We start from the raw sequence: 13,171 nt of genomic DNA, 5'->3' as shown, positions 1-13,171 counted from the left end.
ATGAACGGGGACGACGGGCCGGCTCGGCGCGCGCTCGTCCTGGTGGAGAACCTGTCGGTGCCGTTCGACCGGCGGGTGTGGCAGGAGTGCACGACCCTGCGCGACGCGGGCTGGGAGGTGCACGTCATCTGCCCCCGCGGCGAGAAGCGGGACACGGAACCGGAGGCGGTGATCGACGGGGTGCGGATCCACCGCTACCCCCTGCGCGCCGCCACCGGCGGTCCGGCCGGCTACCTGCGGGAGTACGGGACGGCGCTGTGGCACACCCTGCGGCTGGCGCGCGAGGTCGGCCCGGTCGACGTGGTCCACGCCTGCAACCCGCCGGACCTGCTGTTCCTGCCGGCCCGGTGGCTGAAGCGGCGCGGGGCGCGGTTCGTCTTCGACCAGCACGACCTGGTGCCCGAGCTGTACCTCTCGCGGTTCGACCGCGGCGAGGACCTGCTGTACCGCGCCGTGTGCGCGCTGGAACGGATGACCTACCGGGCCGCGGACGTCGTGCTCGCCACGAACGAGAGCTACCGGGACGTCGCGCTGCGCCGCGGCGGCCGGCGGCCCGAGGACGTGTTCGTGGTGCGGAGCGCGCCCGACATCGACCGGTTCCACCCGGTGCCGCCGGAGCCGGAACTGAAGCGCGGCAAGCCGCATCTGCTGTGCTACCTCGGTGTCATGGGGCCGCAGGACGGCGTCGACTACGCCCTGCGGGCCCTCGCGAAGCTGCGCGACGAGCTCGGGCGGACCGACTGGCACGCGGTGTTCGTCGGCGCCGGCGACGCCTTCGACGCGATGGTCGAGCTGTCCCGGCAGCTGGGGCTCTCGGAGCAGGTGCAGTTCACCGGCCGCATCCCGGACGCCGACCTGGTGCGCTACCTGTCCACCGCGGACGTCTGTCTCTCGCCCGATCCGCGCAATCCGCTCAACGACGTGTCGACCATGAACAAGGTCCTCGAGTACATGGTGATGGGCCGGCCGATCGTCTCGTTCGACCTCCGGGAGGCGCGGGTCTCCGCCGGCGACGCCGCCGTGTACGCGCCGGCCAACGACGAGGGCGCGTTCGCCGGGCTCGTCGCCCAGCTCCTCGACGATCCGGAGGAGCGGGCCCGGATGGGCAAGATCGGCCAGGAGCGCATCGGCGGGCAGCTCGCCTGGCGGCACTCGCAGGAGTCGCTGCTGGCCGCGTACGCCGCCGCCTGCCGTGATCACACCCCCGTGTCGCAGAACGGCCCGGTCCGGACGGGGAGAAGGCCGCGCCGTTGAGCGATGACACCATACGTCTGGTCACGATCGGACGGATCTTCCGCCGGCGTGGGCGGCTGCTCACCATCCTGGCCGTGGTGGGCGCGCTCGCCGGCTACGGCACCTCCCTGCTGCTCCCGCCGCGGTACACGACGTCGGCGTCGGTGCTGCTGCCCGGGGCGTGGGAGGAGCGCGAGCTGCTGACCCAGGCGGAGATCGCGACCAGTTCGGTGGTGGTCGACCGCGCGGCCGGCGCGCTCGGCTGGCCCGGTGTCGACGGCATCGAGCTGCGGGACCGGGTGAGCGCGGCGGCCGCGGACGGGAACATCGTCAAGATCTCGGGTACGGCCGACACGCCGGAGCGCGCACAGCTCCTCTCCGACACGGTCGCCGAGGAGTTCGTGACCTTCGCCGCGCAGATCATGGGCGACAACACCGACCCCGAGAAGGCGGCGCAGCCCGAGGCGCTGCGGCAGCTGGTCGCGAAGACCACCCGTCGCATCAACGAGCTGGCCGACGAGGCCGGTCCGGGGCAGAGCGTGGAGAGCGTGCAGACCCGTACCGAGCTCGCGAAGCTGCGCACCGCGCTGCAGGAGGCCGTGGACAAGCTGGACAAGGCCGACCCGGAGGCCGACCGGCCCGGCATGGTCGTCATGGGCCCGGCGGCCCGGCCGGCCGGCGAGGCGCCGCCGACGCGGCCGCAGCTCGTCGTGGGCGGTGCGCTGCTGTTCGTCCTGTTCGCGGTCATCGGTCATCTCGCCGCGGCGCGGGTGGGCCGTCGGCCGCGCACCGGGGCGGACATCACCGCGGTCCTGGGCACGACGCTGCTGGGCGCCGTCGACGTGCCGGGTGAGCGGGCCGCGGACCGGCCGAGGCGCGGTGGCCCCCGGGCCCTGTTCCGCCGGCTGCTCGGCGTCGACGTCCGCTGGGACACGCCGTCCCCCGCGGCCTCAGGCGACGACGAGAGCAGACTGATCCGCTACCGGCGGGTGTGCGCCCGTCTCCGGGACCGGCTGCCGGCCCCCCGGCGGCTGCTCGCCGTCGTCCCGGAGGGCGACGAGACCGCCCGCCGGGCCGCCGTGCAGCTCGCCGCCGAGGCCGCGAACGACGCCTCCCCCGACTCCTCGGGCGGCGGGCTCCTCACGCTGCGCGTCGTGGAGGTCCCGGTGTCCCGGCCGATGGTGCCGGACCGCGCGGGCGAGTCCGGTGCGGTGATCGTGGTCAGCGCGGGCAGCTGGGCCGCGGCGGAACTCGCCGGGATCGCCGAGGCGTGTGCCGACGCCGGGCACGAGGTGGTCGGCAGCGTCCTCGCCAGCACGGTCTGGGTACGGCCCTCGCGCTCCGCCGGCCGGTCCGGCCGGTCCCGCCGTGCCGCGACGCCGGTGCCCGCCGTCGGCGGCGACGCCGCGGGGGGTGCGAAGTGACGACGCGTACGACGCCGGAGTCGTCGGCGCCCGCTCCCCTGCTCGATCTCCAGGTCCTGGTCGTGGCCGTGCGCAGGCGGCGCCGCCTCTGGGGCTCGCTCGCCCTCGTCGGGCTTCTCCTCGGCGTGGCGATGGCCGTGCTGCTGCCGCCGCCGCCGACCGCGACGACCAAGCTCCTGGTCGCCCATCAGGAGGACCAGCCGAACGACCCCGGGACCCTGATACGGACCGACGCCGCGCTGCTGCAGACCACCCGGATCGCCGACCAGGCGCTGCGGTCCCTCGGCTCCCGGGAGAAGCCCGAGGAGTTCATGAAGGACTACGAGGGTGTCGGCCTGACCAACAACCTGCTGCAGATCGATGTGGCGGGTGACAGCGACGCGGAGGCCGTCGCGCGCGCCAAGGCGCTCGCCGACGCGTTCGTCGCCGACCATGTCCGGCGGATAAGGGAAGCGGCGAACGCGGAGGCCAAGGCGCTGCTCGACCAGCGCGACCGGCTGCGGTCCGACCTCGCCCAGGTCGACAAGGCCATCGGGGAGGGATCGTCGGAGAGCGGGCCGAAGGTCTCGGCCGACATGGAGTCGCTCTTCGCGCGCCGGGCCGAACTCACCTCGCAGATATCGGACTTCGGCCGACGGGCCGCGGAGGCCCGGATCGGCACGCCCCGGCTGGTCTCCGGCACGCAGATCGTGGACGCCCCGCGCGCGGTGCGGCACTCCCTGCCCAGGGCCGCCGCCACCCAGGCGGCGATCGGGCTCGCCCTGGGCCTCGCCCTGGGGCTCGCCGTGGCCGCGGTGGGCGCGGTCGTGGCGGACCGCCCCGTGCTGCGCCGCGAGATCGCCGCGCACATCGGAGCCTCCGTCCTCGCCGAACTTCCGGGCCGATCGCCCCGGTTGTGGCAGCGCCGACGGGTGCGGGCGGCCCGTACGAGGCTCACCGCGTCCCTGGCGCGCACCGTACGCGGCTCCGCGGGACCGGTGTCCCTGCTGGAACTGGGCTCCGTGCGCGCCACCACCGGGATCGCCCTGGACCTCGCCGGCGCGCTCGGGGCGGACGGGCCGGTGGCCGTCGTCGACGGCCTGCCAGGACTGCCGCTGACCCACCGTCGCCCGAAGCCGGGGGATCCCACGGTGGTCAGCGCCGAGGGGGCCGCGTCCGTCCCGCACCAGCAGCGCCGGCTCGGCGTCGGCTCGGTGGCACCCGGTACGGCGTGGACCGACCTCCAGCACCTCGGCACCCGGACGGTCCTCGTGGTGCGGGCCGGGCACGGGAGTGCCGCATGGCTGCACACCGTGGCGCGGCACCTGTCGGACCAGCGCATCGAGGTGATCGGTGTGGTGCTGATCGACCCCGATCCGGCCGACCGGACCGACGGCACGCTGTGGGACGGGCCGTACGCCGCGCGACGCGGCGAGGGAGAGCGGCCGGCCCGGCGGAACGGGACGGGCCGGCGACGGGCGGAGCGGCTGCCGATGTGGGCGGCGCGGGTCCGGGACAGTGACGACCAGGGGGAGCGGTAGGACATGTGTGGCATCGCAGGCACGTACCGGTGGCCGGACGGGAAGGTCGTGACCGACCGGCTCACCGACACCCTCGCCCATCGCGGCCCGGACGGGGCGGGCCGGTACAGCCATCGCGCGGGTGACGGCGAGGTGCACCTCGGGCACCGCAGGCTGGCGATCGTCGACCTGTCGGAGACCGGCGCCCAGCCGATGGCCAAGGACGGCCTCGTCCTGACGTACAACGGCGAGCTGTACAACGCGCCCGAGCTGCGGGCCGAACTGGCGGCCGCGGGGGTGCGCTTCCGCGGTACGTCCGACACGGAGGTCCTGCTCGAGGCATGGCGGCGCTGGGGCACGGACTGCCTGCCGCGGCTGCGCGGCATGTTCGCGTTCGGCGTCTTCGACGAGCGCACCGGGGAGCTGGTGCTCGTGCGCGACCAGCTCGGCATCAAGCCGCTGTTCCTCCTCCGGCGCGGGGAGGGCCTGGTGTTCGCCTCCGAGCTGAAGGCGCTGGCCACCGCCACCGGCGCACCGCTGGAGGTGGACGACGCCGCGCTGGTGGCGTCGCTGCTGTACTACTGGGTGCCGGACTCGCGGTGCGCGTTCCGTGAGGCGGAGAAGCTGCCGCCGGGCAGCTGGCTCCGGTGCCGGCCCGACGGCCGGGTGGACCGCGGCCGGTTCTGGCACCTCAGGGACGTCGCCGCCGAGGGCCGGGAGCGTGCGCTGAGCGGCGAGCTGCCGGACATCGCCGCCGTCGTCGAGGAGTCGACCCGGCGCCATCTGCTCGCCGACGTCCCGGTGGCGACGTTCCTGTCCGGCGGTCTCGACTCCAGCTATCTGACCGCGCTCGCGGCCCGTGACCGGCCCGGCATCTCCGCCTACACGATCGGGTTCCGCGCCGAGGACGCCAGGTTCGAGGCGATGCCGGACGACCTGCGCTACGCACGTCAGGTGGCCGAGCGGTTCGGCGTGGACCTGCACGAGATCGAGATCGCCCCGGACGTGCTCGACCTGCTGCCGCGGATGACGTACCACCTGGACGAGCCGATCGGGGACCCGGCCGCGATCAACACCTTCCTGATCTGCTCGGCCGCCCGGGAGGCCGGGGTCAAGGTGATGCTCTCGGGGATGGGTGCCGACGAGCTGTTCGCCGGCTACCGCAAGCACCTGGCCAACCTGGTGGCGCTGCGCTACCAGCGCGTCCCTGGCCCGCTGCGGCGCGGCCTGTCCGCTGCGGTGGACCGGCTGCCGGTCGCCACGGCCCGCCGGGGCTACCGGTCGGTGCGCTTCGCGAAGCGGTTCCTCTCCTTCGCCGACCTGCCGGAGGAGACCGCGTTCCGGCGCAGCTACACCATGTACGACCAGGAGGAGCTGATCTCCCTGGTCGATCCGGACCTGGCCGGGACGGTCGGGGACGTCCTGACCGAGCACGCGGACGTCTACGAGGACAACGACCTCGACGACTTCGTCAACCGCATGTGCCTGGGCGACGCCCGGATGTTCCTGCCGGGCCTGAACCTCGCGTACACGGACCGGTCGAGCATGGCGGCGTCGACCGAGGTCCGGGTGCCGTACGTGGACGTCGAGGTGGTCAGGGCGGCGTTCGCCGTGCCGGGATCCCGCAAGATCGTCGGGCGGCAGGGCAAGGCCGTCCTCAAGGAGGCGGCGACCTCGGTCCTGCCCCGGGAGATCGTGTACCGGCCCAAGGGCCTGTTCAGCGCCCCGCTGCGCGCCTGGATGAGCCGGGACCTGGCACCGCTGGTGCGCGAGGTGGTGAACGACGGGGTGCTCGTGCGGAACGGCTTCCTGCGCCGCGACGCGCTGGCGCGCATGGTCGCCGAGGACGCGGCCGGGCAGCGGGACTTCTCCAAGCATCTCTGGCATGTGCTGACCCTCGAGTACTGGTATCGCGGCGCGACCTCCGGGTCCGGCCGGGATACGCACGAGAAGGCTTAGAAACAAGGGGACTTCGGTGAAACAGGTTGTACAGAACTACAAGACCGGCGAACTCGCGGTGCTCGACGTGCCGGTACCGGGGTGCAAGCCGGGCGGTGTGCTCGTCCGCACCTCGTACTCGCTGATCTCGACCGGGACCGAGCTCATGAAGGTCTCCGAGGCCGGCATGTCGATGCTGGGCAAGGCCCGCTCCCGCCCGGACCAGGTGGCCAAGGTCATGCAGAGCGTGGCCACCAACGGGCTCCCCGCCACCTACCAGAAGGTGATGGGCAAGCTGGACTCCTACACCCCGCTGGGCTACTCGCTGTGCGGGGTGGTCGAGCAGGTCGGCCCCGGCGTCGACGACGTGAAGGTCGGCGACGTCGTGGCCTGCGCGGGCAACGAGCACGCCCTGCACGCCGAGTTGAACTGGGTGCCGAGGAACCTCTACGCCAAGGTGCCGGACGGCCTCGCGCCCCGGCACGCGGCCTTCGGCACCGTCGGCTCGATCGCGATGCAGGGGGTCCGGCAGGGCGAGCCGCAGCTCGGCGAGGTGGCGCTCGTCATCGGTCTCGGACTGATCGGGCAGCTGGTCGTCCAGCTCCTCACGGCGGCGGGCGTGCGCGTCGTCGGGGCCGACCCCGACCCGGCGCGCTGCGAGCTCGCCGAGCGCCTGGGCGCCGCGGCCTGCGGCGACCCCGGGTCCACGGCGGTGGAGGCGGCCGTCGCCGAACTCACCGACGGCCACGGCGTGGACCAGGTGTACCTGGCCGCCGGCGGCGCCAGCAACCAGCCCGTCGAGCTGGCCGCCCGGCTGTGCCGGGACCGCGGCCGGGTCGTCGACATCGGCAAGTGCCGGCTGGACCTGCCGTGGAACGCGTACTACGAGAAGGAGCTCGACGTCCGCTTCTCGCGCTCGTACGGCCCCGGGCGCTACGACCCGGAGTACGAGCTGGAGGGACGGGACTACCCGATCGGCTACGTCCGGTGGACCGAGCGCCGCAACCTGGCGTGCTTCCTCGACCTCATGGCCCGCGGCCGGGTCGACGTGGAGCCCCTGGTGTCCCACGTCGCCGACTTCGAGGACGCCGTCGAGACGTACCGGCGGCTGAAGGACGGCGATCTGAAGGCCGTCGCGGTGCTGTTCCGGTATCCCGAGGAGAAGAGCGAGGCACCGGCCCCGGCGGTGGCCGTGCCCGCGGTGCGGCGCGGCGGCGGAGTTCCCGCCCAGGCCCGGCCGGCGAAGCGGCCGGTGCGTCTCGCGTTCGTCGGCGCGGGGAACTACGCGACGTCGATGCTGCTGCCGCACCTGGTCGGCCGCGACGGCGTCGAGCTGTCCACGGTCGTCACCACGACGGCGCTGTCCGCGGCCAACGCGCAGCGGAAGTTCGGCTTCGCGGAGGCGACCACCGATCTGGACGCCGTGCTCGGGGACCCGTCCGTCGACGCGGTGTTCGTCGTGACCCGGCACAGCTCGCACGCCGACCTGACCCGCAAGGCGCTGCTGGCCGGCAAGACGGTGTTCGTGGAGAAGCCCCTCGCGCTCTCCGAGGACGAGCTGGCCGGGGTCCTCGCGGCGGTGGAGGAGTCCGGCAACGACCGGCTTCAGGTGGGCTTCAACCGCCGGTTCGCGCCGCTGCTGCAGGAGGCGAAGTCGCGGTTCGGCGTGCGGACCGGTCCGGCGAACCTCCGCTACCTGGTCAACGCGGGCCGGCTGCAGCACGGCAGCTGGTACCTGCAGCAGGGCACCGAGGGCTCCCGGTTCGCCGGCGAGGGCGGGCACTTCATCGACACGGCGAGCTGGCTGCTCGGTGCCGACCCGGTCTCGGTGTACGCGGTCTCCACGTCCGGCAACGACGACCTGCAGGTCGTGCTCCGCTACCCGGACGGGTCCACCGCCACCATCAGCTACGTCACCACGGGGCCTTCGAGCTTCCCCAAGGAGACGCTGGACCTCGTCGCGGACGGCAAGGTGCTGCGGCTCGACGACTTCGTCCGTGCCTCGGTCTACGGAACCAAGCGCTGGGTCAGCTCCCGGCTGCCGCAGGCCCGGGACAAGGGGCAGAACGCCGAACTGGCCGCGTTCGTCCGGGCGGTGCGGACCGGCGGGCCGATGCCGGTGCCGCTGGAGTCGCTGGTCGCCACGACGGCGGCCACCCTCGCCGTGCGGGCCGGTCTGGCCGGCGGTGCGCCGGTGACCCTGGCGGGGGCGCGATGAGCATGAGTGCGGGCTGGTACCTCCGGCGCCTGTCCCGGATGGGACCGCAGGAGGTCGGCGGCCGGGTCGGCGACACGGTGCGCAGGCGGCGCTGGCGGTCGGCGCTGCCGGACGCGCCGAGCGTGACCGGCGCCCGGTTCACCGCCGTGCTGCCCGCCGGGGCGGTCGCCGCGGTGCCGCCGGACGCGGTGAAGCGGCTCGTCGCCGAGGCGGACCGGCTGATGGCCGGGCACGCCGAGTACTTCGGGGTGCACCGCGACGACCTGACCGACCCGGACTGGTGGTACGACCCGAAGACCGGGCGCCGGGCTCCGTGGGGGTACGCCTTCGACGTGCCGTACCGGAAGGAGGAGGCGGTCGGGGACATCAAGCAGATCTGGGAGCTGTCCCGGCACCAGTACCTCACCGTGCTCGCCGCCGCCTACGCGGTCACCGGGGACGAGCGGTACGCGGAGCGGGTGGCCAGGCACCTGCGGTTGTGGTGGGCGGCGAACGCGCCGCTGCGCGGGGTGCACTGGATCAGCGGCATCGAGCTGGGGATCCGGCTGCTGTCCTGGGTGTGGATCCGGCGGCTGCTCGACGGGTGGCCGGGCGCCGCGGCGCTGTTCGAGGACAACCCGGTGGCGCGGAGGCAGATCTGGCACCACCAGCGCTGGCTGGCCGCCTTCCCCAGCCGGGGGTCCTCGGCGAACAACCACATCATCGCCGAGGCCGCCGGGCAGCTCGCCGCCGCCTGCGCGTTCGGGTGGTTCCCCTCGTCACCGCGCTGGCGGGCCGACGCGATGCGCTCCCTCGACCGGCACCTGCGGAGCAACACCTTCGGCTCCGGCCTCAACCGCGAGCTGGCCACCGAGTACCACGGGCTGGTGCTCGAACTCGGCCTGGCCGCGGTGGCCGAGGCGGATGCCGCGGGCGTCGCGGTCCCTCCGACGGTCCGGCTGGTGCTGCTGCGGATGACCGACGCCCTCGCCGCCGTCGTGGACGGGCGGTTACGTCCGCCGCGCCAGGGCGACGCGGACGACGGACACGGTCTGATCGTGGACGGCGCGGGCACCGACCGCTGGGCCTCGCTCCTCGCCACCGGGGACGCCGTGTTCGGCCGGCTCGACTGGTGGCCCGAGGTGACCGGCACCGACGTACGCACGCCGCTGCTCTCCTCGCTCGTCCGGCCGTACGCGAAGACGGGACCGGCGGTGTCGCGGCCGGCGAGCCGGCCCGCCCACTTCGCCGACGCGGGCATGACGATCCTGCGCGGTCCCGACGAGATCTGGTGCCGCTGCGACGGCGGCCCGCACGGGTTCCTGTCCATCGCCGCGCACGCCCACGCGGACGCGCTCTCCGTGGAGGTCCGGCACGACGGGGTCGATGTGCTCGCCGACCCGGGGACGTTCTGCTACCACGGGCAGCCCGAGTGGCGGCAGTACTTCCGGTCGACGCTCGGTCACAACACCCTTCAGTGGGACGGCGGTGACCAGTCCGTCTCGGGCGGCCCGTTCCTGTGGACCCGGCACGCCCGGACGCGCGTCCTCGTCGCGGACCCGTCCTTCGCGACCACCGGGGGAACGGCCCGCTGGTGCGCCGAGCACGACGGATACCAGGGCTCCGTGCACCGCCGGCGGGTGGAGCTGACCCCCGCGAGCCGGGAGGTCCGGGTGGTGGACGAGGTCCGCGGCGACTCCGGGACCGTCCGTCTGGCGTTCCACCTGGGTCCGGCGATCTCCGCGGACCTGGCGGGGAACCGGGCGGTGCTGACCTGGACCCGGGACGGCGAGGACCGCTCGGCGGTGCTCGACCTGCCCGGGGAGCTGTCCTGGCGGGCGCACCGCGGGGAGACCCACCCGCCGCTGGGCTGGTACTCCGCCGGCTTCGGGCGCAAGGAGCCCGCCACCACGCTGGTCGGCACCGGTTTCTCCGGCGGCGTGTCCGGGTTCACCACCGTGCTCGGGTTCCGCGGCTAGGGGGGCGCATGGGGATCGGGGGGAGGTACGGGGGGTGGGCGGTGGCACCGCTGACGGCGGTGCTGCTGGTGGCGACCGGCTGCACGGGCACGCCGGACGCCCCGACGCAGGCGGCGGCCGGTGGAACCGGCGGTTCCGGCGTGTCCTCCTCCGGCGTGCCCTCCTCCCCCGGCGTCCCCGACGCGTCCGGCGCGGCAGGGGCGCGCTCCGCCCCCGCCCGGGTGTGCGGCAGGGCCGCGCCCGGGCCGTCGAAGGCGCCGGCGGGCGCGGTGACGGTCGACCCCGCGGTCGTCGGCGACCTGGCCGTGAAGACCGAGAACAGCCCGCCGAACACCACGTTCTGGCTCCGGCCGGGCAGACACACGCTCGATCCGGACCCCTATGCCCAGGTCATGGCCAAGAAGGGCAACCGCTACCTCGGAGCGCCGGGCGCGGTGCTCGACGGCCGGCGGATCAACCAGTACGCGTTCAGCGGCACCGCCCCCGGCGTCACCATCAGCCACCTCACCGTGGAGCGTTTCGCCGCGCCGCACGACGAAGGCGTGGTCAACCATGACATGGCCGACGGGTGGGTGATCGAGCACGCGACCGTCCAGGACAACTCCGGGGCGGGGCTGATGGCCGGTGCACGCCAGCGGGTCCGCGCGAGCTGCCTGCGGAACAACGGCCAGTACGGCATGAACGCGTACAAGACCGGTGACTCGATCCGCGGCCTGGTGGTCGAGGGCAACGAGATCACGGGCAACAACACCGACGACTGGGAGCGGCGGCGGCCGGGCTGCGGCTGCACCGGCGGGATCAAGTTCTGGGCGGTGGACGGCGCCGACGTACGGGGCAACTGGGTGCACCGCAACCGCGGGACCGGGCTGTGGGCCGACAACAACAACAACGACTTCCGTATCGAGGACAACCTGCTCGAGTCCAACGACGGGGCCGCGCTGATGTACGAGACCAGTTACAACGCGGTCATCCGGAACAACACCATCCGGCGGAACAACTGGGTCGAGGGCCGCGCGTACGCCAAGGACGGCGACGGCTTCCCGTACGCGACCGTCTACGTGTCCGAGGCGGGTGGCGAGCCGCGGATCCCGGCCCGCACGGACCGGATCGAGATCGAAGGGAACGTGCTGGAGGACAACTGGAACGGGATCACCCTGTGGGAGAACGCCGACCGGTTCTGCAACAGCCCGGCCAACACCTCGACCGGCTACTGCACCCGGCTGGTGAAGGACACCGGCCGCTGCGCGCGGCCGGCGATCGCCACCGAGCCGCTCTACGGCGACTGCCGGTGGAAGACGCAGCGGGTGGACATCCACGGCAACCGCTTCCTCCTCGACCCGTCCGTCGTCGGGTGCGCGACGGAGTGCGGCCGCATGGCGGTGTTCGCCAACGAGGGCACCTCCCCTGACTGGTCGCCGTACAAGGGCGGGCGGGTGGCCGAGGCGATCACGCACCGGCAGCAGAACCGCTGGCACGGCAACGTCTACCGAGGGCCGTGGAGCTTCGTCGCGGGCGACGGGAGCCGGACGCTGGACTCCCGGCAGTGGCAGGGCACGCCGTACCGGCAGGACGCCGGCAGCAGCTTCGGCCCCCGGGCCGGTGGTTGACATGGACGGGGACCTGAGGCGCGACCGGCGGCCGGACGGAGCGGACCCGTCGGGCACCGCGCCCGCCACCGCCTCGCGCCCGGGCGGCACTCCGAAGGCCGTCGGGATCGTGTGGGCGCTGCTCGGCCTCAACACGCTGGGCTCCGCAGGGGCGAAGACCGTCGTCGCGATCCCCCGCTCGCTCATCCAGATGGCCACCATGGGCGCGCTGGTCGCGGCGTTCGCGCTGGCCCTGGCGCTCAACCCGCGGCTGCGCATCCGGCCGAGCGCCTTCGTGTTCCTGCTCACGCTGCTGCTCGTGCCGAGCCTGATCGCCAGCGTGCAGATGGGGCTCGGGGTCGGCGCGCTGTTCCGCTGCGCCCGGCTGGCTCTCTTCGTCGCCACGCTGTGGCTGCTCAGCCGGTGGTGGGACGGCAGCCTCACGTTCGTCCGCCACCACATCCGGATGTACTTCGCGGTCCTCGTCCTCGTGGCCGCGGGGCTGGCCGTCTCCCCGGCCACGGCGATGCCCGAGTACTACGGCGGGCGTCTGGTCGGCGCGTTGTGGCCGCTCACCCCGCCGCAGATCGGGCAGTACGCCGCGGTGGTCATCGGACTCGCCGTGCTGCTGCTGCTCGGCCGCCGGACCACCGGGGCCGGTGCCGCGGTGGTCATCGTGCCGTCCCTCGTCCTGCTGGCGATGACCCACACCCGGACGGCCACGCTCGGCCTGCTGATCGGTCTCGTGCTCGCGATCGGCTCGCTCGTCCTGACGAGCGCCGCCGCCCGGCGGTTCTTCGCCTGGGCGGTGCTGTGCGCCACGGTGGCCGCGGTGGTGTTCAGCTCCGCGCTGCGGGCGTGGTTCCTGCGCGGGCAGAGCCAGGAGAACTTCGCCAACCTGACCGGGCGGGCCAAGGTCTGGGACGCGCTGCTCTCGGCGCCCCGGACCACTGGGGAGAGGGTGTTCGGGACCGGCCTGGGCGACAAGTCGTTCGACGGGCTGCCGATCGACAACAGCTGGCTGGCCGTCTACGACGAGCAGGGGCTGGTCGGCGTCACCCTCGTGGCGGCGATCGTCATCGTGCTCGGCGGGGTCGCGCTGCTGCGGCCTCCGTCGCTGCCGAGGGCCTGCGCGATCTTCCTGATCAGCTACTGCGGGATCTCCTCGTACACCGAGGTGGGCCTGGGCGACGCCTCGGCGTATCTGCTCCATCTGGCCCTGGCCGCCTCGCTCCTCGCGCTCCCCGCCCCGGCCGCGCTCCTCCCGACGCACGACATCCACCGACGCCGTATCCCGCTCTGGGCCAGGAGGTGA

The 13,171-nt window shown here is 73.7% G+C and carries 8 protein-coding genes; all 8 read left to right on the top strand.

Annotated features, from left to right (window positions below; genetic code table 11):
• From AMK27_RS10845 to AMK27_RS10810, 8 genes are read left to right on the top strand one after another with little or no spacing between them, the layout of a single operon-like run.
• Positions 1-1,254, top strand: coding sequence for a glycosyltransferase family 4 protein (locus tag AMK27_RS10845; protein WP_107425530.1), 1,254 nt, complete (start codon positions 1-3; stop codon positions 1,252-1,254).
• A complete protein-coding gene (locus AMK27_RS10840; protein WP_073905033.1) occupies positions 1,251-2,657 on the top strand; it encodes a polysaccharide biosynthesis protein in 1,407 nt (468 codons plus the stop codon). Before AMK27_RS10845 ends, AMK27_RS10840 begins: the two co-directional genes overlap by 4 nt.
• Positions 2,654-4,177: a Wzz/FepE/Etk N-terminal domain-containing protein gene (locus AMK27_RS10835; RefSeq protein ID WP_073905032.1), complete on the top strand. Its 1,524-nt coding sequence runs from the start codon at positions 2,654-2,656 to the stop codon at positions 4,175-4,177. The genes AMK27_RS10840 and AMK27_RS10835 overlap by 4 nt, the downstream gene beginning before the upstream one ends.
• A gap of 3 nt (positions 4,178-4,180) precedes the next feature.
• Positions 4,181-6,115: an asparagine synthase (glutamine-hydrolyzing) gene (gene asnB / locus AMK27_RS10830; protein ID WP_073905030.1), complete on the top strand. Its 1,935-nt coding sequence runs from the start codon at positions 4,181-4,183 to the stop codon at positions 6,113-6,115.
• Between the two features lie 16 nt (positions 6,116-6,131).
• A complete protein-coding gene (locus tag AMK27_RS10825) occupies positions 6,132-8,312 on the top strand; it encodes a bi-domain-containing oxidoreductase (protein WP_073905029.1) in 2,181 nt (726 codons plus the stop codon).
• Complete coding sequence (locus AMK27_RS10820; RefSeq protein ID WP_073905027.1) at positions 8,309-10,270, top strand: alginate lyase family protein; 1,962 nt, start codon at positions 8,309-8,311, stop codon at positions 10,268-10,270. The genes AMK27_RS10825 and AMK27_RS10820 overlap by 4 nt, the downstream gene beginning before the upstream one ends.
• 8 nt (positions 10,271-10,278) lie before the next feature.
• Positions 10,279-11,877: a right-handed parallel beta-helix repeat-containing protein gene (locus AMK27_RS10815; protein ID WP_073905026.1), complete on the top strand. Its 1,599-nt coding sequence runs from the start codon at positions 10,279-10,281 to the stop codon at positions 11,875-11,877.
• A 1-nt stretch (position 11,878) separates the two neighbouring features.
• Positions 11,879-13,171: a hypothetical protein gene (locus AMK27_RS10810; protein WP_073905024.1), complete on the top strand. Its 1,293-nt coding sequence runs from the start codon at positions 11,879-11,881 to the stop codon at positions 13,169-13,171.

This window comes from Streptomyces sp. CB02009, assembly GCF_001905825.1.
GTDB lineage: Bacteria > Actinomycetota > Actinomycetes > Streptomycetales > Streptomycetaceae > Streptomyces.
This window is presented reverse-complemented; position numbering and strand designations above follow the sequence as displayed.

Excerpts from the sequence above, each read along its gene's own strand:
- AMK27_RS10820 (WP_073905027.1), top strand. The coding sequence starts at position 8,309 with ATGAGCATGAGTGCGGGCTGGTACCTCCGGCGCCTGTCCCGGATGGGA.
- AMK27_RS10810 (WP_073905024.1), top strand. The coding sequence starts at position 11,879 with ATGGACGGGGACCTGAGGCGCGACCGGCGGCCGGACGGAGCGGACCCG.
- AMK27_RS10815 (WP_073905026.1), top strand. The coding sequence starts at position 10,279 with ATGGGGATCGGGGGGAGGTACGGGGGGTGGGCGGTGGCACCGCTGACG.
- asnB (WP_073905030.1), top strand. The coding sequence starts at position 4,181 with ATGTGTGGCATCGCAGGCACGTACCGGTGGCCGGACGGGAAGGTCGTG.
- AMK27_RS10845 (WP_107425530.1), top strand. The coding sequence starts at position 1 with ATGAACGGGGACGACGGGCCGGCTCGGCGCGCGCTCGTCCTGGTGGAG.